The organism is Methylobacterium phyllosphaerae, from assembly GCF_001936175.1.
Taxonomy (GTDB): domain Bacteria; phylum Pseudomonadota; class Alphaproteobacteria; order Rhizobiales; family Beijerinckiaceae; genus Methylobacterium; species Methylobacterium fujisawaense.
The window spans coordinates 704,758-727,903 of sequence record NZ_CP015367.1 but is presented as its reverse complement, the minus strand read 5'-3'; the positions used below and the strand labels follow the sequence as shown (position 1 = coordinate 727,903).

Here is a 23,146-nt window from a genome sequence, read left to right as displayed (position 1 = left end):
GCCCGCTGACGCGCGTTCGAGGGATCTGATCGATGCAGGACGGTGCAGGAGAGGCCGCGCCGGCGCTCGAGCCGTGGCAGGATGACTTCGCGACGATCTACGCCAGCGGCCTGTTCGACCATATCGGCTACGCGACGCGCTATCCCGACGTGGGTCTCACCGACCTGTCGCCCCTCGAACATTACGTGAAGTACGGTGCCCGGCTCGGGCGCCGGCCCCGGGCCGACTTCACCGCGCCGCCGGACGAGACCTTCGACGGCAGCTTCGTCAATCCCTTCGCGGCCTGGATCCGGACCCGCGCCGAGACCCAGCCCGCACCTGCCTGGAACCGGCCGGTCGTCTCGGTCCTGTGCATCACCTACAACCAGGCGGCCTTCATCCGGCAGACCCTGGACAGCATCCTCGGCCAAGCCACGGACTTCCCCTTCGAGCTGCTGGTCGGCGACGACCGCTCCACCGACGGGACCGCCGAGATCGTCGCCGAGTACGCCGCGCGCCATCCCAACCTCGTGGCGGTCCTGCGCAGCGAGAACCTCGGCCCGAATAGGAACTTCGCCGACCTCACGGCCCGCGCCCGCGGCGAGTTCGTGGCGATCTGCGAAGGCGACGATTACTGGACCGACCCGCGCAAGCTCCAGCGCCAGGTCGACTTCCTGCGGGCACGCCCGGAATTCACCCTCTGCTTCCATCGGGTGCGGGTGGTCTACGAGGACATGCCGGGGGTCGAGGAGCTGTACCCGAAGCAGTGCAGCCCGCAGCCGTCCCTGTCCGACCTCGTGGCCCACAACTTCGTCCAGACCAACAGCGTGCTCTATCGCTGGCGCTACCACGGTGCCGAGGCGTTCGCGTTCGACGAGGGCATCGCCCCGGGCGACTGGTACGTCCACCTGATGCATGCCGAGGTCGGGCGCATCGGCTTCCTGCCGGAGGTGATGGCGGTCTACCGCAAGCACGCCGCCGGGATGTGGGCGACCTACGCCACCGAACTCGCCCGTCACAAGAAGCTCGGCAATTCCGAGATCGCGTTCTTCCGCAAGCTGCGCGGCCATTTCGGCGGCCGCTACGCGGCAGGCTACGAGGCCGCGCAGAAATCGATTTTCCGCCGGCTGGCCGAGGCCTATCTCGACGAGGAGGACGTCCCGAGCCTCGGACGGCTGATCGAGGCCAATCCCGACATCGCCCGCGCGGCCTTGCACGACATGGGCCTCGACGCGCCCGATGCGCTGTCCGGTGAGCCGGACGCCTTGCGCGCGTGGCTGATGGAGCAGCTCACCGTCAGCGTCATCGTCACGGCCTACAACCACGCCGCCGAGATCGGCCGCTGCCTTGACGCGGTGCTGGGACAGCGCGGGCTGTTCCGGATGCAGGTCGTGATCGGTGACGACACGTCCACCGACGGGACGGCCGAGATCGTCGAGAGCTACCGGGCGCGCCACCCGGAGCGGATCGTCGTCAGGCCCCGTCCGCAGAACCTCGGCATGCTGCGCAACATGCAGGACTGCCTCTCCGCCTGCACGGGCCGGTACGTCGCCTTCTGCGAGGCGGACGACTACTGGCTGTCCGACCGCAAGGTCGCCATGCAGATGCGAATGCTGCGCAACGACCGCAGCCTCGACATGTGCTTCAACTGGGTGCTGCTCCACTACCCGGCCACCGGCTCCTACCTGCCGCACGACGAGCAGGGCCGCTACCCGACCGGTACGATCAGCTTCCCGGTGCTGGCCAATTCGCCGCTCACCGCCAATTTCTCCTGCTGCTTCTACCGCGCCGAGGCCCTGCGCCGGGTGCCGGAGGCCTATTACGAGAACGCGTCGGCCGCCGACTGGCTGATGAACCTCTACGTCGCCGACAAGGGGCGCATCGCGTTCCTGCGCGAATTGCTCTCGGTCTACACGGTTCAGGCCAAGGGCCAGTGGTCGGGCCTGCCGGAGGACATCAAGAACGCCCGGATCGCCCAGTACCAGAAGGAATTCGCTGGGATCTTCGGCGAGGGGCGCGGCTTCGAGAAGTACGAGGTCGGCTGCACCGTGGCCGAGCTCGACGGCGAATTGCCGGATTCCTTCGCCCGCGCCAACCTCGAAGCCCCCCAGGATCGGGTCTGGGCCGAGATCCAGGACGGGCAGGTGGTGCTGGCGGGCTGGGTCGTGTCGGCGAGCCGCGCCAAGGCGACCCTGGTCGTGGAGGTGGACGGCGAGGTCCAGCGCATCCCCGTGGACGTCCACCGGCCGGACGTGATCGCGGCGGTGCTCGGCGACATCCCCACCACCATGGAGGAGGCCCGCTGCGGCTTCCGCTTCACCCTACCCTACGCCCTCCACCTCGAGGTGCTGATCTCGATCGAGGTCGAGCATACGGTGGTGCCCTGGCTCTCGGTGATCTTCACCCACCGGGTCAAGCGGTCGGGTCAACAGGGGTAGAGCCCGTCCCCCGAGCCGACGGCGGTCCGGTCGCCTCAGGCTGCCTTCTCGCTCAGGCTGCCTTCTCGCTCAGGCTGCCTTCTTGGCCACCAGGGAGTTTCCGCAGGCCAGCTCCTCCCGGGCGGTTGCGGGCAAGGCCTCAAGCCACCTGCGCCACTGCTCCCCTTGAACGTCGAGGGCCATCAGCTCTCCGACCGTCATGTTGAGCAGTTCCGGCCGGATCTCGGCGGGCAGATGGTGGTTCAAGGCGCCCAGCACCCAGGAGACCGTGTAGGCGACCGTCTGGTTGACGAACGTGTCGCACAGCTCGACCTCGAACCCTTCGTCCTCGAAGATGGTCTTGAGCCCCTCCCGCGTCGCGTTGAAATAGTGGCTTGGGTAGCCGTGAACGGGTTGCAGGAAGGGCCAGTCGATGAAGACCGTCCCACCCTTGCGCAGCATGCGCCGCATCTCCCGGACGACAACCCAAGGCTGTCGGGTGTGTTCGAGGACGGCGAAGCAGCCGATGCCATCCAGAGTTTCGGATCGGATCGGGTACGGGCGGGTCGGATCGACGATGAGATCTGCCGAGCGGCTCGGGTAGACTTCCACATTCAGAACATTGTGGAATAGGATGTCGCCTCGATATCCGCATCCGAGGTCCATAAACAGCTTGTCTGGCTGGACTTCGACGAAGTGCGTGAAGATTTCGGGGAGATTACCCTGGCTCTCGCTCTGATAAGTCTCGAGATCGTAGGAGCGATCGGTGGTGAAGAGCGGAAATGTTCCTGCCTTCGACTGGTGCCACGGCTCCTCAAGGATATGTCTGAAGCGCTCGAATTTGGCCGCCCGATCCGCGGAGCTGATCATCGGAACGATTTCCTCTCGGACTGCGACAACCTAGAGAAGATCGACCATCCTCAGCAAAACGTAAACACTCTCCGAATGGGCGAAAAAAATTGAGATACGGCATCCAGAAGTTGCCGGCCTCGGAGGGCTGGCCGCCCTGCCGACGACCAGGGCCCGGAAGCCGGTGGCATGTTCTTCGGTGTGCAGATTTCGACGATGCCCGGTTGCCGCCGCGACGGGGGCGGGGCCTCGTTTGCCGGCCCCGGGAACCGGGCTCTCCGTCATCCGCGCAACGGCTGAGCGCCGGCTGAGACGGAGCCGCGGCGGCCCTATCGCCTGCGGCCGCCCGTCAGGAAGCGGCGGACCCGCGTCATGGGGGAGCGGGGTTGCGCGAGCAGCCGCCGCACTTCGACAGCCAGCCGCGTCGCGACGATCTCGCGGGCGGGATCGTCGTAGTGGACGATGTCGTAGAAGGTCCCCTCTTCCCGGTCGCGAAAAATCCCGCTGAGGTCGAGGGCCGTGAAGGTGCGCCGGTAAGGGCGCCGCGCGGCGAGCTGCGCGGTGAACGCCTCCAGCTTGGCGTATTGCCGGTCGAGATAGGCCAGGAACGCCCCCGAGGCGACGCCGCGCTCCGCTTCGGTGAGGTGCCGCTTGCGCAGGATCGTCGGCTGCAGGACGCTGAGGATCGGCACTTGGTGGTCGTGCGACAGCTTGGTCAGCCGGTGGGCCGCGAGCGCGTAATGGTGGATGATGGCATCCTCCCAGCCGGGGCTCTGCCAGCCCACCTCGGCGCGCAGCCGCTTCAGCTCCTCGTAGATCAGCGTGATCAGCGCCTCGTAGGACAGACCGTCCTCGCGGGCCCGGGGATCGTGCGTGTCGAAGAAATGGTCGTAGAGCCGCTGGGTGATGAAGGCGTTGTAGGGATGGCCCGGCCGGGGATCGTAGGTCCAGGGCTGGAACAGGTCGGTGCTGCCGCTGAGCACGAGGATCGCGTCGGGAGCGTAGGTCACGAGACGCGACCAGATCAGGTGCGTCATCTGCGTGAGGCAGCTCGACATGACCCCGAAATTGTAGACCTTCGCGCTGTCGAGCCCCTCCGCCCGCAGGATCCGTTCGAGGCGGCCGGGAAGGGTGTTGGCGATGTCGCCGCCGTCGATGGTGGTCGAATCGCCGACGACCAGGATCCGGGTCTCGCCTTGCGGCTTGCGCTCCACGATGGGGGCGGCGTTGAGGAAGCCGTCGGCGTCGAACGGCACGCCGTAATGGCTGGCACCCGGTTTGCCGGCAAACTGGATGAACGGGCTCGGATAGCGCGTGTTCGAATCGAGATAGCCGAAATGGTGCAGGAACTTGCGCCGGCGTACGGCGTCCTCGCTCTCCGGCGGCGCCCAGATCTGCTCGACACCCGGGGCCGTCAGGGCCGCCATCATCGCGTCCCGGAGCGCCGCATAGCCGGCGGCGTTGAGCCGGAGTCCGTCGTCGCTGAATCCAGGCCTCAGCGCGCCCGTCTCGGTGGCCAGGACGGCGTCGTAGTCGATGAACTGCGCCCCGTAGGTCCCCACGTGGTCGCGCAGCCACGCGTTGACGTCCCCGATGAGCGAGACCGGCAATCCGGCCGCGCCCGGCGCGTCCGGATCCACCGGCGGGATCGAGCCGATCCAGGTCCGCACGTAGAGGTCGCGTGCGTCCTGCAGCATGGCCGCGATATCGGTCACGATGCGGTCCAGCGACGGCGCCCGATCGCGGCTCAGGATATCGTCGCGGCCGCCGATGAGGTGGAGGCCCCGCGCGCCGTAAAGCGCGATGTCGGAGCGAAGCCGCCGCACCATGTCCCGGGTCGACTGCCCGCCGATCCCCCGCGCGACCGTCTGAGGGCCGGAGAAGAGCGGCGGCGTCTCGGCCGTCAGGTCCGCCGTCACCGAATCGCCGAAGAACAGGATCGGCCCGAACGGAAACAGCGGTTTGTCCTGTGCCGGGGCGCTCATGCGGGACTGATGGCTCTGTCGTCTCAGCGCGCCGCGAAGATCTCGACCCCGTCGAGGTGCAGGTACTGCTCCTCGTCGAGATCGATCTTCAGGTAGCGGAACCGGGCATTGTCGAATCGCAGGTGGAGGGGCAGGCCCGGATGGCAATGGGCGTCCACGGCATCGAAGACGAGACGGTAATCGGTCTCGGTCTCGCCCAGCCAGACGCGCATGAATTGCGCCCGCTCGCTGAGCTGCCCCCAGCGATTGTAGATCCGGATCTCCGAGACCCGCTCGACCGCGCCGAGATCGAGGACGAACCAGGGGTTCCGGTCGAGCCCGGTGTGAAAGAAGAAGGACGGGTCGCCGGTGGTGCGCTCCCCGTAGGTGCCGGTCGTCCCCGACCAGGCAGAGGCGGAGCTCGCCCGCCAGGTCTTGCCCAGCGCGATGTTCTCCGAGGGACGCGCCGTCACCAGCGTGTCCGTCTCCAGCTCCTCGATCAGGGTCCGGATCTGCTTGGACGGTTGCCGCAGCGGCGGGATCTCCAGATCGAGCTTGTAGATCAGGTTCGACAGGATGCTCTGGTCGAAGCGGTGGTCGATGAAGCCGTCGAGATCCGGCAGGCCCATCGCGTTGGGGCTGTCGGTGACGATGCGCGGATCGCCCGCGTAGCGCAGCCACTCGGCCACGAGGTGGCGGGTGGCTGGGCTCACCATGAAGGCGATCCAGGAGGCCTGGATCTGGTCGGCCTCCCAGTAGCGCTCCGCGTCGCAGTCCATCAGCACGAAGCAGTCGCGCTTGGTCCAGGCCCGCTGCGGCCGTCCGTGGAGCACGCCCACCGCGACCCGGCGCTCCGAGCCGTCGAGCCACGTGAGCAGCGGCGCCACCGGCGGCAGCGGATCGTCACCCACCGCCTGCATGCCGGTGTCGCTGAAGACGATGAAGTCGCCGTCGCGGCGCTGCGCCAGCGCCTCGGCGATGACGTAGGGCTTCCAGGCCCAGTTCCCGGCGCCCCGGGACCGGTCGAGGATCCCCCGGTGCGCGCGGTAGAACGGCGTCTCGCGCAGCCGGTCGGGGGACCAGCTCTCGATCGTGTCGAAATCGCCCGTGGCAGCGGCCGCCGCGACCAGCCGGCGCTGGCTCTCGACGTAGTGATACTTGGCGGCGAAGCTGACCAGGGTGGCATGGCGCGGCCGGAGCCGACGCCGCTGCAGCATCAAGACCTCGGCGCGGTGCATGTCGAAGGCGTTGATGCGCAGGGCTTCCGATGGCTGGTCAGCGCTGGCCAAATCTGTCCTCCGACGGATGAGCCGGGCGCTTGTCACCGGTTTTGCCGGCTTCGGCAAGGCGGTCCCGGCGGGATCAGGCGTCGTCTAAGGCGAGGTTTCCGGCCGGGTAGTCGAGCATCAGGGCCCGCCGCTCGGGGGAGTTGTCCCATTCGCCCACCTTCGTGTAGGCGCCGGCCACGTCCAGCACCTCGACGACGCGCCCGATGGTCGGGATGCTCTTGAAGTGCTGCGGCCAGCCGGAGGCGAAGTAGAAGACCTGCTCGACATGCTCGGAGAGCTGGCAGACGCCCGGTCCGAAGGTGCCGAGCCCGAAGACGAGGTAGCGCCCGTTCATCAGCGCGGCGACGTCGTCGACGAGGGTGCCGCTCTGCGTCGTCAGGGGGACGCCGAGATCCGCGATCCAGGCTTCCAGAACCGGGATCACCGGGTTGAGCCGGTTCTCGAACACCATCGTGATCCGACGGATGCGGCCCTCCGACAGGAGCCGCCGGATGACCATCTGGTAGAAGGCGAGCGGCGGCTGCGGGTAGGTCGGCGCCACCCAGGTGCTGAAGATGTCCCCCGAGCGGATGTGGATCAGCAGCGCGTCGTCGGGCTTGGCGGGGATGGTCGGCGGCAGCCGGCTGAACAGCGGCCGGATGCAGGTTCGGACGATGTCCCGGGTCTCGGCGGGGCCGAGGGGGCCGGCGAGCTGCTGGATCCCAAGATCGAAATACATCCCCGACAGGAAGGCGCCGTCGTCCGGCAGGGGCGCGGAGCCGGGGATGAAGGTGATCCCGCCGCAGGTCAGCGGGCCGGTCAGCCCGATCACTTCGCTGCGGTCTGCGGCCGGGAGCTTGATGTATTTCAGGTTCAGGTTGCGGGCGATGCCGATGGCGAGCAGCAACTGGATCAGGCAGTTGCCGAAAGCGCCGCATTCGTAGAGCGCCAGCCCCACCAGGGCGCGCGAACGCGGCCGCTCGGCGCTGACGAGGCGGTAGGAGACGTAAGGGTTCGCGCCGGGCCGCTCGTCGGCCATGTCGAAGGGCACGTCCAGCACGCGCCGCAGGACGATGAGGTCGAAATCGGCCTGCGCGCACAGGACCTGTACCGCAGGCAGGCCGCTTCCGGCGGGCGCGTCCAGGGTGACGCGGACATGCCGCGCCCAGGCGCCCTCCCCGGCTCCGAGGATCAGGGCCGCGGCCTCCGCCCCGCTCTGGGAGGCGTCGAGGTCGGGCGTGCGCCAGACCTGTCCGTCATCGGACAGGGCGAGGCTCGGCCGCGCGGCACAAGCGGTTCCGATCTCGACGCGTCGAATCGGACATCGAAAGCCGAGATCGACCTGCAAGCTCAGGGTGCCGCGCGGCAGGGCGGTCTCGTCCGCCGCAGCGTCCCCGCTGCGCCAGGGCCGGCCGAACGCCACATCGATCAGGTCGCCGTTCATCGCCTCTCGCGGTGCGAAGGGAGCGGTTCGAGGGCCTTGCCTCACGGCCCTCTCTTCGCCGGCGGCGTCCCCTCTGTCGAGGAGGGCCTGAGGCTCGCGTTGCCGCGTCGTGCTCACGCGGAGCCCGACACGGCCCTCGACGTCTTGTGCCCGGGGCGAATCGAACGGGACGCGGCACGCCGCCAAACGGCGCGCGGCCCTCGATTCCTTCGCTCCGCGCGCAAAGCCGGGGCTGATGCGTCTGCCGCCGCCGGCTAGCCGGCGAGCCCCAGCATCAGCCCGAGATTCTGCACGGCCGCCCCGGAGGCGCCCTTGCCGAGATTGTCGAGCCGCGCCACCAGCACCGCCTGCCCGTGCTCGGACGAGCCGAACACCCGCAGCTCCAGCCGGTCGGTGTCGTTGAGGTCCTCCGGCTCGATCTTCTCGCGGTGCGCGCCGGTGGCGGCGCCCGGCACGACCTGCACCAGCGGCTGACCGGCGTACCAGTCGCGCAGGGCGGCCTCCAGGTCGGCGGCCGCCGGCCGGCCCGGCAGCGCGTCGAGATGGAGCGGCACGCTCACCAGCATGCCCTGCCGGAAGTTGCCCACGGCCGGCACGAAGATCGGCCGGCGGGTCAGCCCACTGTAGCGCTGCAGTTCCGGCAGGTGCTTGTGGGCGAAGCCGAGGCCGTAGAGCTGGAACGGCGGCGCCGTGCCCTGCTCGTAGGCCTCGATCATGCTCTTGCCGCCGCCGCTGTAGCCGCTGACCGCGTTGATGCTGATCGGGTGATCGGCCGGGATCAGGCCGCCTTCCACGAGCGGGCGCAGGAGCGCGACGCCGCCGGTCGGGTAGCAGCCGGGATTGGCCACCCGCCGGGCGCGGGCCACCGCGGCCCCCTGCTCCCGGGTCAGCTCGGGGAAGCCGTAGGTCCAGCCCTCCGCGACCCGATGGGCCGTGCTGGCGTCGAGGACGCGCGGGCCGCCGCCGGGCAGGCTGTCGGCGAGCGCCACGGTCTCCTTGGCGGCCTCGTCCGGCAGGCAGAGCACCACGAGATCGACCTCGGCGAGCAGCGCCCGCTTGGCTTCCGGATCCTTGCGGTGCTCCGGCGCGATGCTGCGCAGGGCGACCCGCCCGTCGCGCTCCAGGCGCTCGCGGATGCCGAGGCCGGTGGTGCCGGCCTCGCCGTCGATGAACACGGTGGGCTTCTGTACGCCGTCGCCAGCCATCGTCCGTCTCGCTCTCTCCGAAAGGCAGTGCCGCCCGAGTCGGCCATCGCGGCCGGGAAACTGGTGAGCGCGGTGCGACAGCCTGTCAACGGCCGCGCCGCAGCCCCGAAACGCGAAAGGGCGGCTCCCGCAGGAACCGCCCTCTCCGTGACACCGGTGTGACCGGATATCAGCGCTTGGAGAACTGGAAGCTGCGGCGGGCCTTCTTGCGGCCGTACTTCTTACGCTCGACCACGCGGGCGTCGCGGGTGAGGAAGCCTTCGCGCTTCAGCGGGGCACGCAGCTCCGGCTCGTAGTAGGTCAGGGCCTTCGACAGGCCGTGGCGCACCGCGCCGGCCTGACCGGAGAGGCCGCCGCCCGCCACCGTGACGGTGATGTCGTACTGGTCGACGCGACCGGCGATCTCCAGCGGCTGGCGCAGGATCATGCGCAGCACCGGACGGGCGAAGTAGGTCTCCACCGGGCGCTTGTTGACCGTGACCGTGCCGTTGCCGGGCTTGATCCAGACGCGGGCGACCGCGTCCTTACGCTTGCCGGTGGCATAGGCCCGGCCCTGGGCGTCCAGCTTCTGGACGTGGATGGGCGCTTCGTTGGCCGGATCGACCGCGCCGGTGTTCGACCGGTTGAGGTCGGCGAGGGACTGCAGGGTCGCCATGATCAAGCGCTCACGTTCTTGCGGTTGAGGGCGCCGACGTCGAGCGCCTGCGGCTGCTGGGCCTCATGCGGGTGCTCGGAGCCCTTGTAGACGCGGAGGTTGCCGAGGATCTGACGGAAGAGCGGGCCGCGGGGCAGCATGCGCTCGACGGCCTTCTCCACCACGCGCTCGGGGAAGCGCCCCTCGAGGATGAACTTGGCCGTGCGCTCCTTGATCCCGCCCGGATAGCCGGTGTGGTAGTAGTAGCGCTTCTGGACGTACTTGCGGCCGGTGAACTTCACCTTGTCCGCGTTGACGACGATGACATGGTCGCCGCAATCGACGTGGGGCGTGTAGGCGGCCTTGTGCTTGCCGCGCAGGCGCATCGCCACGATCGACGCGAGGCGGCCGACGACGAGGCCCTCCGCGTCGATCACGATCCACTTCTTGTCGACCTCGGCGGGCTTCAGCGAGGTGGTCTTCATAGCCAAATCCCAGGGGTTCCGACGGACCAGGGCCCCGACGCGTCGGGATCCGAGAACATCGGGGTGCCGAAAAACGAGCCGCCGCGTGGGGCACACGCGGCGGCGGTGGCCAGTGCATAGACGGGCCCGGATGCCGGGTCAACAGCGAAATCCGAAATCGCGAAAAGGCGAGCAATCAGAGCGGCTTGGCGGTTAAGGTATCAGAATACCACATCAAGGCGGGCACGGGACCGCGGAGGGCCGGCTCGGCTCTCCCCGTCACCGCCGCATCGTGAGGGGCCGGAGAGCGGCGGAGGCCTCCTTCAAGGCTCGCTGCGCTCACGCCTCGGAATCAGGGTGTGGGGTGGGCTGACCCGATCCGGCGGGAATCGTTCCCGATCGCGGTGAGGCGGGGGCGATAGCCGAGCCCGTTCCACGCGATGCGCGGGTCCCTCTCCCGTGCGGGAGAGGGACAGGGATCAGGTTCGTCCGGACGAGGCTCGCCTGCCCGAGCCGTGATGGTGCGCTCGACCGCGAAGCGTCGTGTCCCTCACCCCGACCCTCTCCCGAACGGGAGAGGGAGGATGGCGCGGCTGTCTCGAACGGAATCGCCTTCCTTCCAGACCGTCGCAACGCGATCGGACGCGGCGCTGCGAATGGGGCGCTGGCCACGGGGCGCTGTCTCGGATCCGTATGAGGATCGGATTCAGTCGCCCCGCCGGCCCCGCTCCGCGATGGTCAGCTTCTGGACGCCCTTGGCCGCCAGCACCGGTTTCCGGGCGCTGAGGATCCGGGAATTCACGCCGGTCCAGCCGATCTCGCCCGAGAGCCGGCCGTACTCGATCTTGGGGCAGCGGTTCATGATCACCGTGAGGCCGCGCGCCTCGGCCCGGGCAGCGGCCGCGTCGTCGCGCACGCCGAGCTGCATCCAGATCACCTTCGGCGGCGGGCTGAGCGCCAGCGCCTCGTCGACCAGCGGCCCGGCGGCGGCGGAATTGCGGAAGATCTCGACCATGTCGATCGGCTGGTCGCCCAGGCTGGCCTGGACCTCGGCCAGGGAGGCCGCCACCCGGCGCCCGAGCAGGTCCTGGCCGGCGAGGCCGGGATTGACCGGCGTCACCGCGTAGCCGCGGTCGAGCAGGTATTTCAGCACGATCCAGCTCGGGCGCGCCGGGTTCGCCGAGGCCCCGACCAGCGCGATCGTGCGCGTGGTGTTCAGGAGGGCGCGGATCTGCGCGTCGGGGTAGCGGGCGTGGCGCTCCGCGAGCGCCGCCATGTCGCCGGGCGCGGGCTGCCGGTGATCGTGGCCGGTCTCGTCCATGGCATGTCCCCTCGTCGTCCGGATGATCGCAGTGCTTGCCGGCGGCCCGGCAACGGTCACAGCCGCCAGACCTCGTAGCCCAGCCGTGCGAACGCCGCGCGCTCGTACAGCGCCTTCACGTCCACGATCAGGCCCCCGGGCTTCACCCGGGCGGCGATCGCCTCCGGCCCGAGCCGGGCATAATCCCGGTGCGGGACCGCGATCACGGCCGCGTCCGCGTCGGCGGGCAGGTCGGCCCAGTCGACGAGGGTGATGCCATACTCGGCCCGGGCCTCCGCCGATCCGGCGCGGGGATCGTGGACCGACACGGCGCAGCCGAATTCCTCCAGCTCCCGCACGAGGTCGGCGACCTTCGAGTTGCGCAGGTCCGCGCAGTTCTCCTTGAAGGTCAGGCCGAGGACGATGACCCGCGCCCGCCCGGCATGGCCGCCGCGCCGGACGATCCGCTTCACCGTGCTGCGCGCCACGTGGGCGGCCATGCTGTCGTTGATCCGGCGCCCCGCCAGGATCACCTGGGGATGATGGCCGATCATCGCGGCCTTGTGGGTGAGGTAGTACGGGTCCACGCCGATGCAGTGGCCGCCGACCAGCCCGGGGCGGAACGGCAGGAAGTTCCACTTGGTCCCCGCCGCCGCGAGGACCTCTTGCGTGTCGAGGTCGAGCTTGTCGAAGATCAGCGACAGCTCGTTCATGAGCGCGATGTTCAGGTCGCGCTGGGTGTTCTCGATGACCTTGGCGGCCTCGGCCACCCGGATGGACGAGGCGGCGTGGAGGCCCGCCTCGATGATCGACCCGTAGAGGGCCTTCAGCCGCTCCAGCGTCGCGGGCGTGTCGCCGGCGACGATCTTCACCACCTTGGCGAGGCTGTGCTCCCGGTCGCCCGGATTGATCCGCTCCGGCGAGTAGCCGACGAAGAAATCCGTCTTCCAGCGCAGGCCGGAGGATTGCTCGAGGACGGGGATGCAGACCTCTTCGGTGGCGCCGGGATAGACGGTGGATTCGAACACCACGGTCGCGCCCGGCCGCATGTGCCGCCCGACGAGGTCCGAGGCCCGGATCAGCAGGGTGAAATCGGGGCTCTGGGCCGCGTCCACCGGGGTCGGGACCGTGACGATGATCACGTCCGCCGCGCTCAGGGCGGCCGGGTCGTCGGTGATCGCGAGGTGCCCGGCCGCCCGGAACGCCGCCGCGTCGATCTCTCCCGCCGGGTCGTGTCCGGCCCGGTAGGCCGCCACCTTGTCGGCGGTGCGCTCGTAGCCGATCGTGATTCGCGCCCGGCCGAACGCCAGGGCGAGCGGGAGCCCGACATAGCCCAGGCCGACGATCGCAACGCTGTCTGCCGAGCTGTCCGCCACGCCGGATCCCTCCGCGGGCTCGGAAGGCGCCGATGACGGTCCGGCCGCCGGGCGCGTATAGGGGCGGCCCGGGCCCGCGTCGACTCGCTTCGGCCCGCCCGGCGCGTCGCCGGCCGGTCGCGGCGCACCAAGACCACCTGACCGACGGGCAGAGACCGATCGAGCCCGGGGCGCGCATGAGGCGAGACGATGCCTGATCTCCGCTGGACCGAGGGGCCGGTCCACTGCACCGACCTCGTGGACGGCACCGGCAAGGTCTTCGGCTATGTCGGCCCGTGCGCCGCGGGCATGCGCGGCTACGTCGTCCAGTCCGGATCGGAATGGCCGCCGCGCCCGGCCGCCTTCGCCGATCACCCCGCGGCCGACGCGGCCCGCGCCTGGGTCGAGGCCGAGGTGTCCGCGCGCGCCTTTCGGCCCGTCCGCATCATCCGGGAGACCGGCGCGCCGGTCTCCTGATTCCCCGGGGCGGTTCAGGACCGCGTCAGCCTCGCCCGGCTTCGCTGCGACGCGGGATGCCGGGGGGGCGGCGCGTTCGGGCTCCGGGGCGCAACGTGCTATGAGCCCCGATCGCCCTGTCGCGGGCCCTGAGGTCGATCATCATGCGCACGATCATGCTCGCCGCCGCCCTGCTGGCCCTGCCCGTCCCGGCCTCGGCGCTGTGCCGCTGCACGTGCGTCCGGGGCGAGATGAAGGCGATCTGCCAGGAGACGGACCTCACGATTCCGATCTGCCAGGGGCTCTGCGAGACCACGATCCGACCGGACCGGGTCATCATTCCGCTCGCCGGCGCCCGGCAGGCCTTCGAGCCGGCCCAGTCGACGAACCCCGCGCCCGGCGGCCTCGTGTCGCCCGATCTCAGCCTGGACACCAATCCGAACGGCACCCAGCTGGGAACGCCGAGCCAGCTCTCCGGAAGCGTCGGGTCGAGCTTGTCCTCCGGCAGCGGACGCTGAGCCACGAAAAAGCCCCGCGCGGCGGGTGCCGGCGGGGCTGAAGGTTGAGGACGCCCGGTGCGTTACGTCGGGCGACTGGTTTTAGAATACCATCATTGCTCGCGATGTGAAGCTCTCGCGATGACAAATCCGGCGGATTATTTCTTCAATACTGTAGATTGACGAATAAATCCCCGTCCGGCTCGGCCGGACGGGGTGAAATCAGTGAATCCAGGGCGCCGATCGCTCGTGTCGCCGCTCCGAAGGCGGATCGGCCTTACGACTGGGTCTTCAGATAGGCGATGACGTCGTTGATCTTCTTGTCGTCCGTGATGCCCTGGAAGATCATCTTGTTGCCCGGGACCTTCGCCTTCGGGTTCTTCAGCCACTCGTGCAGGTTGGCCTCGTCCCAGGTGATGCCGGAATTCTTCAGGGCGGCGGAGTAGTTGTAGCCCTCGTAGGTGCCCGCCTTGCGGCCGACGACACCCTTCAGGTCAGGACCCACGCCGTTCTTCTGAAAATTGTGGCACGCCTTGCAGGGAGCGAACGCCTTCTCGCCGGCGGCCGCATCCCCGGCCTCCTGGGCCTGCGCCGCGAGGGGCATGACGACGGCGAGGACGGCGCCGAGTGCAAGCATACGCATGTATAGACCCCGAATTGATCAGATAAGCTTCGCGTTTCTGACAGAAAAATTCTTCGATGCAAGGGAAAAAATCTGCGCAGGCGTGCAGATTATATTGAACGATGCATCAAACAATTTCGGATGTCATGCCTGGTTCCGCGGTTTGCTCTCGGCACGTCTCGGTAGGCCTCGGATCGGTGGCCCGCTCGCGCGCATCCGCGGGGCGCGTCCCCGGGCGGCGGGACGGGCGAACGGCGGATCTGAGAATGCTTCCAAACTTGGCATGTCGGAGTGTTGACGTCCGATGCGGGGCGATAATCCGGCCCGCGCCGGAAAATGATGCGTCCCTCCCGGCTGGACGCCGCGCGCACGACAAGGCCCGCCGCGGCGAGCCGGGCGGGTCCGCGCAGACGGGCCGTGTCGATGCTAGGCGGCCAGCGGCAGCCTGATCACCGGCGGATCGCTATCCGCAGCCTTGGCGGTTCGGGCCATCGCCGCGCCGGCATCCCAGGCCGTGAGCGCCTTGATCCGATCGGCGAGAACCGTCGTCTCCAGGGTGCGGGGCGTCGCCGTCAACGGGCGGGGCATCGTCGATCGGGGGCTGGGCATGAGGGCTCCGGCGGCTGCTGCAGCGGGCAATGCGCCTGAATGGTTACCGCGATGTCTCTGCCGGGCATGCGCGCGAGGACGTGATGCGCAATCCTGCGCGCTGGACGGCCTCTGATGCGGTTGGAGGCGTGCCGATGCGGCTGCTGGCCAAGCCCCATGGTTCGACGCGTCTCCAGATCCGCGAGCCCCGCGCGGTCCACCGACCGGCCGGGTCGTTCAGGGATGTCGTGCCGGGTGATCGGAGTGCGGGGTGCAAGCCTGCCGGACGGATCGGCGCTGCCACGCATCTCCGGGGCGCCACGTCGGGGCCGAACTCGACGGTCCGCGACCGCGCGACAGCCGCTGTGTCGGCGCTCAGCCGCAGAAGGCTCGAAGAGACCGCGTTTCGGCGCTTGTGGTGGCGGAGGGAGCGGGACCATCCGCCGAAGTGCGCACAACCCATTGAGCCACTGAGATCATAGGATTTTTCGAGATTGCTTTGGGGGACACATTGGGGGACTGAATGGGGGACACCCCTCATTTCTACCCCCTCCTGCCATGCCCGTCCAGAAGAAGCTCGGAACCAATCTCGAATGGCACGGCAACCGTATCCGAGTGGTGATTCGTGTGCCGCCCTCGATGGTCCCGGAGGTCGGCAAGACGAAGCTCAAGGAGCCTCTGAACACCACCGACGTGCTGGAGGCCGAGCGCGAGAAGGTGGACGTGATCAAGCGTCTTCGCGCGTCCCTTCACGGCACCAAGGCGACCGCTGTGCGCGCCTCTCTGACGGAGCAGGCCCTGGAGGTGAAACGCCTCCGCGATGAGGGGCAGCTCCACTTGGACAGAACCGGGCCGCAGGAGGAGGGATACGATCCCGAAGACGATGCCCTCCACGAGACCATAGAGGCCGTCGAGCGCCGACATGGTGCCGAGGAGGCCGAGCGGTTCGCCGCCGTGGCTCTCGGCATCAGCACGCCGCTGACCGCCCTGGTGGACCGCTGGTTCGCGGAGAAGGACCTGTCCATCGGCTACAAGGACGACATCCGCCGCTCCCTCGCCCGCCTGGAGGCTTGGTGCGGACGCACGCGGACGCCCAAGACCGTGGAGGCCATCACCCAGCGGGTCGCCGGCCGGTACATCCACGACCAGTTCGTGAGCGCGGGCGTGGACGTGAAGACCGCGAACAAGGACCTGTCCTGCCTCCGGTCGTACTGGAGGTGGCTTCGGAAGCGCCACGGCACGAAGGAGAACCCGTGGCTGGAGCAGTCCCTGGAGAAGCCCAAGCGGCGCCGTGAGGTTGCTGTGGGCGAGAAGAGGCCGTTCAGCGACGACGAGGTGCGCCGCCTCATGGCCGGCATTCGGTCCCAGCGCGAGCGTGAGTTCTCACTGATGAGCGCCCTGAGTGGCCTTCGGCTGGAGGAAGTGGCTGGTCTGCGGGTGAAGGACTGCGCGAACGGGTGCCTCAGGGTCACGGACGCGAAGACCCCCAGCGGCCTCCGAACCATCCCGGCCCACCCTGCCCTATCCGAGCTGATCGCCCGCAGGACCAACGGCAAGGACCCCGAGGCCTACCTGTTCAATGAGCTTCCGGAACAGCGTGAGGGCTCGAAGCGGGATCGGTCGGCACCCGTAGGGCAAGCCTTCACGCGAGAGCGTCGCCGCCTTGGTATCGAGGAGCGTGCCTCGCTCGCCCAGCGGCAGTCCAACGTGGACTTCCACTCCTGGCGGCGCTGGTTCGTCCGCAAGGCCGTGGAGGGGCTGGAGCGTGGTGCCAAGGGGTATACGCCGTGGACCATCGCGAACGTCGTCGGCCACAAGGCCGAGAACGGCACACTGGAAGGCATCCCCCTCCCCCTCGGCATGACCATGGGCCGCTATGCCGGTGCCACCTCGCTGGAGGCGATGAGGGCCTGTGTGGAGGCGGTTAAGCTACCTTAGATGTGATAGAGCCGTTGCCGTATGGGAGGCCTCATGGACTTTTTTCGGAACATCGTTCTCAACATGCAGGCTACGGGACCTGCTGCGGTCCTATGTACATATTTGGTTGTTGTGGCCTTGGTCGGAATTTTTGGATCAGGACCTTCAGCAGATAGAGCATTGACGATCCTCTCGTTTATTGGCCCGGCTCTCGCCTTCACGCTGGGCCAGAGAGCTTAGATCTCGCTCGGTGTGATATTGCTGACATATGTGTGCGGGTGAAGATCATTCCACCGGTGCATACCTTTCGATTATAGTAGACCACGAACAAGCATAGCTGTCCATCGGGTGTCATGACTGATAGGCAGCGCCTATGAACTTGGGCATAAGCCTGGCCGTGCCGTTGCCGCTGTGGCCAGACGGTCAGGATACCACGACCAATGCTTTCGAGCTTCAAGGGGATCAGCTTCCAGGCCCTCGGCATCAACCTCACCGCTTATCCGGGCGACGTAGAGCTAGACGTGGGACGATTCGGCATCACCGCCATGTGGGGGGATGCGCTGATCACCGGCCTGTTCATCCGCCTTGGGGGGCGAGAGCGGCACCTAGAATGGCCCTGGAAGGTGGGTCGTCAGCTCACCAGCGGCCGAGAAGTGTCCGCGGGTAGTTGACCTCTGGCAAGGTGCTGACGGCCGTCCTGGAGCGCACCGGGGCGGCGCAAATGGGTACCGGGTGGAATACCTCACTCGGTGTCGGTAGGGCCGAAGGGATCGACGCTGAGCCTCGGCCGTGCCTCCATCGACCAATTCCACAGCCGGGCACTCCGGTTGCAGTTCGACCGGTTGGACTGATTCTTCCTTCCTTGAACCTGAACCCATCTGGTGTTCTCGTTCGTCGGTGGCGGGCTTCATCGGGTTCCAACCAGCCGGATCGAGCTGCATCCTGAGTGCCTGTCGGGGCCTTCGGGTTCGGATCAGCTAAGTGGCTGACGTACCTTCAGGAACGGCCAGAGTAGCGAATAACCTCGCAGACTAGGAGAATACGGGTTCCTCAACCCGTGGGAGAGAGCGTGGCGCGGATGACGCGACTGCCTCGACCAAGCCGCCCAGACCGGGTGCATGAGGCCGGATGGGGAGGTGGTGGCCCTCATACCGCGGTACGGGTGGACAGTTAACTTAAGTTGCAAAATCAAGAGTAGATAAGTTGCAACAGGACACTCTAATCAACATGATTATTATGATTTATTGATGATATACCCTAGGCTATGACCCTATGGATTATAAACTAAGAGATAATCTCTGATCAAAATCCCTTTGGGAGTATCTGGTCGAGCACATCTAGCGCCTCGTTAAGTGCGCTTGTTGTGTGCTCCTAGAGCCCTGAGAGGGTCAAAATAGTTGGCGCAGAAATGTGAGACCAGATCGACGAACTCGCCTCGGGCAGTGTCCCCCATGGCCCTGCCTGATTGGCGCGGTCGAGATGGGGAGGGGCCATCCTCGGGTGGTCTGAGGTCTCCTGGCCGCTGGCCTGTGGCCTGTGTTGCCACCCTGAACGACTGACCAGGGCTCCTAGTCGAGCTGGCCAGCCTCATGGTCCGGCATCGAGGTGTAGGGCTCACGCCCTCTTGCACGATCGCCAAATGGACGTATGGTGGTTGTGCAAGCGGGAGCACAGTCCATGACCAGCCGCATCGCAGTCGCCTACTACCGCGTTTCGACCAAAATCCAGGGACGCTCTGGTCTCGGCCTGGACGCACAGCGTGAAGCTGTCGAGAGGTTCGCCAAGGACCATGGCTATGAGCTGATCAACGCCTTCACGGAGGTGGAGACCGGCAAGGGCTGCGATGCCCTGGAGACCCGTCCGCAGCTTGCCGCAGCCATCAGAGAAGCCAAGCTCCGGGACAGCCGTGAGCATCCCTGCCCGGTCCTAGTCGCGAAGCTCGACAGGTTGAGCCGTGACGTTCACTTCGTATCGGGCCTCATGAAGCACCGCGTTCGCTTCGTCGTGACCGAGCTTGGTCCCGATGTGGACCCGTTCATGCTCCACATCTACGCCGCTGTGGCTGAGCAGGAGCGCAACTTCATCAGCGACCGCACACGCAAGGCTCTGGCAGCAGCCAAGGCCCGCGGCGTGAAGCTCGGCAACCCGAACGGTGCGGCCCATCTCAAGGGGCTCGGCAACGGGAGCGCAGTCGAGGCCGTGAAGACCGGCGCACAGGAGCGCGCTGAGGGGCTGTCCGGCATCATCGCCAGCATCAAGGCCGAGGGGATCACCTCTGCCAATGGCATCGCGGGTGCGCTCAACGCGCGCCACATCGCGACACCTCGCGGTGGTCAGTGGACCGCGCGGAGCGTCCTGAACGTCCTGGGTCGGATCACCGCCTGACGTTCCTCAAAGAGTTTCTGCGTTCGTCTCGGGTGGGGTGTATCAATAAGCAAAAGCTTAGCAACTCAACACCCGCCTCACGAACTAGTCCAGTCCACCAGAACGCCAGCTCTGGTCACTTGAGCGCCTCCAAGAGAGATCTTGGGGGCGCTTATTTTTTGTCTTAGCAACTCGACACAGCCAGCCGCGCCCAAGCGGCATCAACCAGCCAGACCCAGACCATGCACATAACCGTCAGCCCAGCGGGCCACGGGCGCTTTCACGCGCGCCTTGGTGACCGCCTTCTCTGCACTTCCTCGACCCCGTTCTACTCCGCAGCTCGCGTCCTCAAGGCCGCGGGTGTGCTCCCACAGGAGCCCCTGAGCATGAGCCACGAAGGCTCGGACACAATCGCCCTCACGTCCACCGTGGGTGATGCCGCCCATTTCACCGTGGAGGAGAGCGACAGAGGCGGTCTCCGCTCCCGGCGCTACCGTGACTTCGCCCATGGAGCCTTCGCCCGGCCGGACTGAGGGACTACCCCTCCCGTCCTGCAATGGCCTTTCCTTCCGGGACGTGAGCCCCAGGACGGCCGTCAGCGCCTCGCCTGCTCACTACTAGCCAACCCTTCGCGCCCGTCTGCGAGCCCCTACGCGCGCTCCACGGGCCAGCCCCATCAGCAGCGGCCGAGCCGCAAGAGACCCGCCTTGAACCCCGAGAACATCACCCACGCCACCGACCTGAAGACGGGTCGAGCGGTTGTAGGCGTTCGCCTGTCCAACGCACCCGACCAGACCGCATGGGTCTATCGTGAGGACTTCGAGCGCGTCACCGCCAAGCACACCGGCTCCTGGAGCCTGACCCATCTCAACCGGCCCAAGAGCCCGGTCCGCATCATCGACGGTCACACCAGCGTCTACGTCGGGCGCCTCATCACCGAGGCTCCGGGTGGCACAGCCATCGTCTATCACGATGAGGACCGCCTGAACCTCCGCAGCGACAACCTTGGCCTCACCCGTGGCTGTGGTGGTCGAGACCGCAAGCGCAGCCTTGCTCCCCTGTTCGTTTCCACCCGAACCCGTGGAGGCCGGCGTGCCTGAGCCCGTCACCACCACCACTGACACCACCGAGGCTCGTCCAGTGCCACGCTGGAGGCTCGAACCCGAGACCTATTCGCCCCGTGTGGTGGATCGAGAGATCGCCCCGTGGCTTCATCAGAACTTCAGATCAGCCACCAACTTCCGTGGTGACGTGGAGATCATGCTCCAGATTGGAGAACACTTCGGTCTCACTGAACGAGACCTGAGGTTCCTGCTACACCTCCTGAAGACTGCCATCCGCCATGCTGAGAGCCGGGGTGACGAAGTTGTCTCTCTGTCTGACAGACAGTGGCACATCTTCAAGTCCATCAGGCGTAGGTTCATCCGATCCTACTGCAACGTCTCCACCTTCATGAACTACCTCAAAGCCATCCGCGGCGCCGACCACAGCCCCATCTCATCCAGCCGCGACCACGCGGCACCTAGCCACATCTGACAGAAGACCCAGACACACCATGCCAGACGTTCACGCCTACCAGACCATGGCTTCCCCCGAGGTTGCCATCCCCGACCCCACTTCCGATGCCCCTCCCGTAGCCAACGCACGGGTCAACAGCGGCCCCGTCTCCGTCAGAGCTGATGGCTCCACCGTCAACCACGGCCCCCGCAGCATCAACACGGCCGACTTCGGCTCCCCAGTCTCCTCCGGCATCCTATCCACGGCTCGCACCGCGGTCGGTGCTCCGATCATGGGCGACATCAAGCCCACGGACATCATCACCGTGAACGGGATGGAAATGCAGGCCAGCATCGCCGAACAGCTCGGTATGCTGACCCGCGACCAGTCCGGCCGATACGTCGAGCGGGACGGTGGCGTTGAGGCTGCTTCCCAGGCCCCCGAGCAGGCCCCCGCTGATGACGGTGCGGTGCGCTTCATCAGCGACCACGCGGAGCAGAACCTCACGGAGCTGGTCAATGCGACCCAGCCGGGCAGTCAGGTTGCCGCCATGGCCGAGCTGATCGAGACTGGTGCCCTGTCCGATCGGACCCTGAACCGTGCCGCCTCCGAGGCCAGCAAGGAGCCCGGCGAGCTGGCCCAGCGGGTTGAGCTGGTGAAGGCTGCCTTCAAGGCCCAGGCTGACGCCCACGTGGCCACCACACATGGCATCGAGGATGCCGAAGGCCTGTGGCAGTGGGCGCGGCAGAACCGCCCCAACGACCTCAAGCACGCCATGAACCAGCACGGGATGAACCGTGACCCCCGCGCCTATGCCGGCCTCGCCCGTGAGTATGTGGCCTCCGTTGCCGACCACAGCCCCGCCGCGGTGCTCAACGCCACGTTCGGTGGCGGCATCACCGCATCCGAGGTGCGCGGTCAGGTCATCCTCAACATCCCCGGCAAGGGGCAGATGCCGTTCCGGTCGGCTCTCAAGCAGGGCCTGATCAAAGTCAGCGGCCTCTAAGTCGCCCGCGCTCCTTCACGACCACTCAGCGGCTCCCTTCGGCCTGACAGCATCGCCCCTGTCGGGCTGTCGGGGGCCGTTCTTGTTTCAGCCATCAGCCGAGAGACCACTCATGACCACAGACCAGCCCGACGCAGATCCCCGGAACGCCCTCGTTCAGGCCCTCGTCTACGCCACCATGCCGGACGGTTCGCCCATCAGCTCGCGGGTGAAGGCCGAGACCATCCTGTCCCAGCTCGGCTTCACCGACTGCCCCTCTACCCTCGCCCAGCTCATAGCGGTCGGGGTGAGCGAGAAAGCTCGGTTCGCCAAGCGGCGTTGGACGCGCGAGGAGGCCGCCAGACGAAACCCTGCTGTCCCGCTGCGAGCTTTGCTTGATCGAGGTTGACCAGCCACCGCAGGTGCGGTGCTCCAGCGTGTCAAGAGCCCATCAGGTGATCTTGATTCCTGCGTTCCCAGTTATCTTGATTGAAGTGCCGGAGCCCATGTCGATGCCGGCTCCTCGGGTGCGTAGCGACGAGCCTGACTTGCCGCCCTCTAGATGGGTGGTTCCCGTCGCATTGCCCGCACCACCCACGCTAATCATGCCCGCGCTACGGACCACGAAATCGGAGGCCCGGATCACACCTTGCATGTGATCGAAATCGACCGAACGGAGCGCGGTGATCTCCGCTCCCTGGATGTCGATGGTGCCCGCGTTGGCCATCACGAGAATGGCCTCAGTGGCTTCCTGCGCGATGCGTCGAGCTGCCTCAACGTCTTCGTTCGCCTGAGCGTCCGCTGCGGCCTTGTTCAGCTCCGGGCGCTGAGCTGCAACGCGGTCGAACAGGCTACCGAGTTTCGCCGCGCTTCCCTTGATACCATCCCAGGCTGCGCTGCCGACGACGCCGAGAGCCAACTGGCCAAGCGGTGTGGCGGCTAAGGTGGTGAGTTCTTCTGTGGGGATTGGAAGCATGGTCGGTCCTGTCGGCGCTACTAGCAGCCCGTTGTCGGAGAACTCGACAGGTGGTCACGCACTAAACTGCGTTCAACGGCTTGACAGTGGAAAAATAGCTCTGGGCAGCCGTCCTGACGCGATCTATCGGTTGGGGGACACAGTCAGGGACATAATGGGGGACACAACCCGTGGCCGGTCGCGTAAGTTGTTGTGATTAATGAGCAATACAGGATGGTTGAAGTCTGGCGGAGGGAGCGGGATTCGAACCCGCGATACCGTTTCCGGTATACACACTTTCCAGGCGTGCGCCTTCAACCACTCGGCCACCCCTCCGTCCGCGAACCGGGCGCCCGGGCGCGCACGCGGCGCGCCGGACGCGGCCA

23 protein-coding genes and 1 tRNA gene are annotated in these 23,146 nt (G+C 67.2%); 11 read left to right on the top strand and 13 right to left on the bottom strand.

The window, feature by feature from the left end; all coding sequences use genetic code 11:
* Nucleotides 1–32: 32 nt before the first annotated feature.
* Nucleotides 33–2,417 (top strand): glycosyltransferase family 2 protein, encoded by a 2,385-nt coding sequence (locus MCBMB27_RS03450; protein ID WP_075379854.1) that lies wholly within the window; start codon nucleotides 33–35, stop codon nucleotides 2,415–2,417.
* A gap of 69 nt (nucleotides 2,418–2,486) precedes the next feature.
* Here the strand turns inward: MCBMB27_RS03450 and MCBMB27_RS03445 are convergent, their stop codons facing one another.
* The 9 genes from MCBMB27_RS03445 to MCBMB27_RS03405 all read right to left on the bottom strand — a co-directional run bounded on the left by MCBMB27_RS03445 (nucleotide 2,487) and on the right by MCBMB27_RS03405 (nucleotide 12,900).
* A complete protein-coding gene (locus tag MCBMB27_RS03445; protein ID WP_075379853.1) occupies nucleotides 2,487–3,266 on the bottom strand; it encodes a class I SAM-dependent methyltransferase in 780 nt (259 codons plus the stop codon).
* A gap of 308 nt (nucleotides 3,267–3,574) precedes the next feature.
* Nucleotides 3,575–5,230 (bottom strand): GDSL-type esterase/lipase family protein, encoded by a 1,656-nt coding sequence (locus MCBMB27_RS03440; RefSeq protein ID WP_075379852.1) that lies wholly within the window; start codon nucleotides 5,228–5,230, stop codon nucleotides 3,575–3,577.
* Nucleotides 5,231–5,253: 23 nt separating this feature from the next.
* Nucleotides 5,254–6,498 (bottom strand): discoidin/SUN/FTP domain-containing protein, encoded by a 1,245-nt coding sequence (locus tag MCBMB27_RS03435; RefSeq protein ID WP_043356761.1) that lies wholly within the window; start codon nucleotides 6,496–6,498, stop codon nucleotides 5,254–5,256.
* Nucleotides 6,499–6,571: 73 nt separating this feature from the next.
* Nucleotides 6,572–7,921: a coagulation factor 5 8 type domain-containing protein gene (locus tag MCBMB27_RS03430; protein WP_075379851.1), complete on the bottom strand. Its 1,350-nt coding sequence runs from the start codon at nucleotides 7,919–7,921 to the stop codon at nucleotides 6,572–6,574.
* 254 nt (nucleotides 7,922–8,175) lie between these two features.
* Complete coding sequence (gene argC / locus MCBMB27_RS03425) at nucleotides 8,176–9,126, bottom strand: N-acetyl-gamma-glutamyl-phosphate reductase (RefSeq protein WP_053610228.1); 951 nt, start codon at nucleotides 9,124–9,126, stop codon at nucleotides 8,176–8,178.
* 169 nt (nucleotides 9,127–9,295) lie between these two features.
* On the bottom strand, nucleotides 9,296–9,781 hold the full coding sequence (gene rpsI / locus MCBMB27_RS03420) for a 30S ribosomal protein S9 (RefSeq protein WP_043356850.1): 486 nt from the start codon (nucleotides 9,779–9,781) through the stop codon (nucleotides 9,296–9,298).
* Nucleotides 9,782–9,783: 2 nt separating this feature from the next.
* Nucleotides 9,784–10,245, bottom strand: a complete 462-nt coding sequence (gene rplM, locus MCBMB27_RS03415; protein ID WP_043356851.1) for a 50S ribosomal protein L13 — start codon at nucleotides 10,243–10,245, stop codon at nucleotides 9,784–9,786.
* A 685-nt stretch (nucleotides 10,246–10,930) separates the two neighbouring features.
* Complete coding sequence (locus MCBMB27_RS03410; protein WP_053610229.1) at nucleotides 10,931–11,545, bottom strand: CoA-binding protein; 615 nt, start codon at nucleotides 11,543–11,545, stop codon at nucleotides 10,931–10,933.
* A gap of 56 nt (nucleotides 11,546–11,601) precedes the next feature.
* A complete protein-coding gene (locus MCBMB27_RS03405) occupies nucleotides 11,602–12,900 on the bottom strand; it encodes a nucleotide sugar dehydrogenase (protein WP_053610230.1) in 1,299 nt (432 codons plus the stop codon).
* A gap of 189 nt (nucleotides 12,901–13,089) precedes the next feature.
* Between MCBMB27_RS03405 and MCBMB27_RS03400 the strand changes: the two genes are divergently transcribed.
* Together MCBMB27_RS03400 and MCBMB27_RS03395 are read left to right on the top strand one after the other, a co-directional pair.
* Entirely contained in the window at nucleotides 13,090–13,356 is a 267-nt protein-coding gene (locus tag MCBMB27_RS03400; RefSeq protein WP_043356855.1) for a hypothetical protein, read from the top strand.
* A 143-nt stretch (nucleotides 13,357–13,499) separates the two neighbouring features.
* Complete coding sequence (locus MCBMB27_RS03395; protein ID WP_236952880.1) at nucleotides 13,500–13,853, top strand: hypothetical protein; 354 nt, start codon at nucleotides 13,500–13,502, stop codon at nucleotides 13,851–13,853.
* Nucleotides 13,854–14,109: 256 nt separating this feature from the next.
* Here MCBMB27_RS03395 and MCBMB27_RS03390 read toward each other — a convergent pair whose 3' ends face one another.
* Both MCBMB27_RS03390 and MCBMB27_RS03385 read right to left on the bottom strand, forming a co-directional pair.
* Nucleotides 14,110–14,475 (bottom strand): c-type cytochrome, encoded by a 366-nt coding sequence (locus MCBMB27_RS03390; RefSeq protein WP_043357149.1) that lies wholly within the window; start codon nucleotides 14,473–14,475, stop codon nucleotides 14,110–14,112.
* A gap of 405 nt (nucleotides 14,476–14,880) precedes the next feature.
* Nucleotides 14,881–15,042, bottom strand: coding sequence for a hypothetical protein (locus MCBMB27_RS03385; RefSeq protein ID WP_236952879.1), 162 nt, complete (start codon nucleotides 15,040–15,042; stop codon nucleotides 14,881–14,883).
* A 558-nt stretch (nucleotides 15,043–15,600) separates the two neighbouring features.
* Here MCBMB27_RS03385 and MCBMB27_RS03380 point away from each other — a divergent pair.
* The 8 genes from MCBMB27_RS03380 to MCBMB27_RS29365 all read left to right on the top strand — a co-directional run bounded on the left by MCBMB27_RS03380 (nucleotide 15,601) and on the right by MCBMB27_RS29365 (nucleotide 22,214).
* Entirely contained in the window at nucleotides 15,601–16,980 is a 1,380-nt protein-coding gene (locus MCBMB27_RS03380; protein ID WP_139231615.1) for a tyrosine-type recombinase/integrase, read from the top strand.
* Between the two features lie 419 nt (nucleotides 16,981–17,399).
* Nucleotides 17,400–17,630, top strand: coding sequence for a hypothetical protein (locus MCBMB27_RS03375; protein WP_075379849.1), 231 nt, complete (start codon nucleotides 17,400–17,402; stop codon nucleotides 17,628–17,630).
* 1,006 nt (nucleotides 17,631–18,636) lie between these two features.
* Entirely contained in the window at nucleotides 18,637–19,344 is a 708-nt protein-coding gene (locus MCBMB27_RS03370) for a recombinase family protein (RefSeq protein WP_075379848.1), read from the top strand.
* A gap of 365 nt (nucleotides 19,345–19,709) precedes the next feature.
* Nucleotides 19,710–19,856, top strand: a complete 147-nt coding sequence (locus MCBMB27_RS29370; protein ID WP_159020289.1) for a hypothetical protein — start codon at nucleotides 19,710–19,712, stop codon at nucleotides 19,854–19,856.
* 174 nt (nucleotides 19,857–20,030) lie between these two features.
* Nucleotides 20,031–20,423 carry a hypothetical protein gene (locus tag MCBMB27_RS03360; RefSeq protein ID WP_075379846.1) on the top strand — a complete coding sequence of 131 codons (393 nt, stop codon included), beginning with the start codon at nucleotides 20,031–20,033 and terminating at the stop codon, nucleotides 20,421–20,423.
* A complete protein-coding gene (locus MCBMB27_RS03355) occupies nucleotides 20,416–20,859 on the top strand; it encodes a hypothetical protein (RefSeq protein ID WP_139231616.1) in 444 nt (147 codons plus the stop codon). Before MCBMB27_RS03360 ends, MCBMB27_RS03355 begins: the two co-directional genes overlap by 8 nt.
* A 253-nt stretch (nucleotides 20,860–21,112) precedes the next feature.
* Entirely contained in the window at nucleotides 21,113–21,826 is a 714-nt protein-coding gene (locus tag MCBMB27_RS03350) for a hypothetical protein (protein ID WP_083683338.1), read from the top strand.
* A 112-nt stretch (nucleotides 21,827–21,938) separates the two neighbouring features.
* Complete coding sequence (locus MCBMB27_RS29365; RefSeq protein WP_139231617.1) at nucleotides 21,939–22,214, top strand: hypothetical protein; 276 nt, start codon at nucleotides 21,939–21,941, stop codon at nucleotides 22,212–22,214.
* A 42-nt stretch (nucleotides 22,215–22,256) separates the two neighbouring features.
* Here MCBMB27_RS29365 and MCBMB27_RS03345 read toward each other — a convergent pair whose 3' ends face one another.
* Together MCBMB27_RS03345 and MCBMB27_RS03340 are read right to left on the bottom strand one after the other, a co-directional pair.
* Complete coding sequence (locus tag MCBMB27_RS03345; protein ID WP_075379843.1) at nucleotides 22,257–22,781, bottom strand: hypothetical protein; 525 nt, start codon at nucleotides 22,779–22,781, stop codon at nucleotides 22,257–22,259.
* A gap of 225 nt (nucleotides 22,782–23,006) precedes the next feature.
* Nucleotides 23,007–23,096: transfer RNA gene (locus tag MCBMB27_RS03340), tRNA-Ser, on the bottom strand.
* Nucleotides 23,097–23,146: the final 50 nt, after the last annotated feature.

What these genes read in the sequence shown, in the direction of transcription:
- rplM (WP_043356851.1), bottom strand. Translation starts at nt 10,245, where the DNA reads ATGAAGACCACCTCGCTGAAGCCCGCCGAGGTCGACAAGAAGTGGATC.
- argC (WP_053610228.1), bottom strand. Translation starts at nt 9,126, where the DNA reads ATGGCTGGCGACGGCGTACAGAAGCCCACCGTGTTCATCGACGGCGAG.
- MCBMB27_RS03370 (WP_075379848.1), top strand. Translation starts at nt 18,637, where the DNA reads ATGACCAGCCGCATCGCAGTCGCCTACTACCGCGTTTCGACCAAAATC.
- rpsI (WP_043356850.1), bottom strand. Translation starts at nt 9,781, where the DNA reads ATGGCGACCCTGCAGTCCCTCGCCGACCTCAACCGGTCGAACACCGGC.
- MCBMB27_RS03395 (WP_236952880.1), top strand. Translation starts at nt 13,500, where the DNA reads ATGCGCACGATCATGCTCGCCGCCGCCCTGCTGGCCCTGCCCGTCCCG.
- MCBMB27_RS03375 (WP_075379849.1), top strand. Translation starts at nt 17,400, where the DNA reads ATGCTTTCGAGCTTCAAGGGGATCAGCTTCCAGGCCCTCGGCATCAAC.
- MCBMB27_RS03450 (WP_075379854.1), top strand. Translation starts at nt 33, where the DNA reads ATGCAGGACGGTGCAGGAGAGGCCGCGCCGGCGCTCGAGCCGTGGCAG.
- MCBMB27_RS03345 (WP_075379843.1), bottom strand. Translation starts at nt 22,781, where the DNA reads ATGCTTCCAATCCCCACAGAAGAACTCACCACCTTAGCCGCCACACCG.
- MCBMB27_RS03410 (WP_053610229.1), bottom strand. Translation starts at nt 11,545, where the DNA reads ATGGACGAGACCGGCCACGATCACCGGCAGCCCGCGCCCGGCGACATG.
- MCBMB27_RS03350 (WP_083683338.1), top strand. Translation starts at nt 21,113, where the DNA reads ATGGGCGACATCAAGCCCACGGACATCATCACCGTGAACGGGATGGAA.
- MCBMB27_RS03390 (WP_043357149.1), bottom strand. Translation starts at nt 14,475, where the DNA reads ATGCGTATGCTTGCACTCGGCGCCGTCCTCGCCGTCGTCATGCCCCTC.
- MCBMB27_RS03385 (WP_236952879.1), bottom strand. Translation starts at nt 15,042, where the DNA reads ATGCCCCGCCCGTTGACGGCGACGCCCCGCACCCTGGAGACGACGGTT.
- MCBMB27_RS03380 (WP_139231615.1), top strand. Translation starts at nt 15,601, where the DNA reads ATGCCCGTCCAGAAGAAGCTCGGAACCAATCTCGAATGGCACGGCAAC.
- MCBMB27_RS29370 (WP_159020289.1), top strand. Translation starts at nt 19,710, where the DNA reads ATGAGCCACGAAGGCTCGGACACAATCGCCCTCACGTCCACCGTGGGT.
- MCBMB27_RS03445 (WP_075379853.1), bottom strand. Translation starts at nt 3,266, where the DNA reads ATGATCAGCTCCGCGGATCGGGCGGCCAAATTCGAGCGCTTCAGACAT.
- MCBMB27_RS03440 (WP_075379852.1), bottom strand. Translation starts at nt 5,230, where the DNA reads ATGAGCGCCCCGGCACAGGACAAACCGCTGTTTCCGTTCGGGCCGATC.
- MCBMB27_RS29365 (WP_139231617.1), top strand. Translation starts at nt 21,939, where the DNA reads ATGACCACAGACCAGCCCGACGCAGATCCCCGGAACGCCCTCGTTCAG.
- MCBMB27_RS03430 (WP_075379851.1), bottom strand. Translation starts at nt 7,921, where the DNA reads ATGAACGGCGACCTGATCGATGTGGCGTTCGGCCGGCCCTGGCGCAGC.
- MCBMB27_RS03400 (WP_043356855.1), top strand. Translation starts at nt 13,090, where the DNA reads ATGCCTGATCTCCGCTGGACCGAGGGGCCGGTCCACTGCACCGACCTC.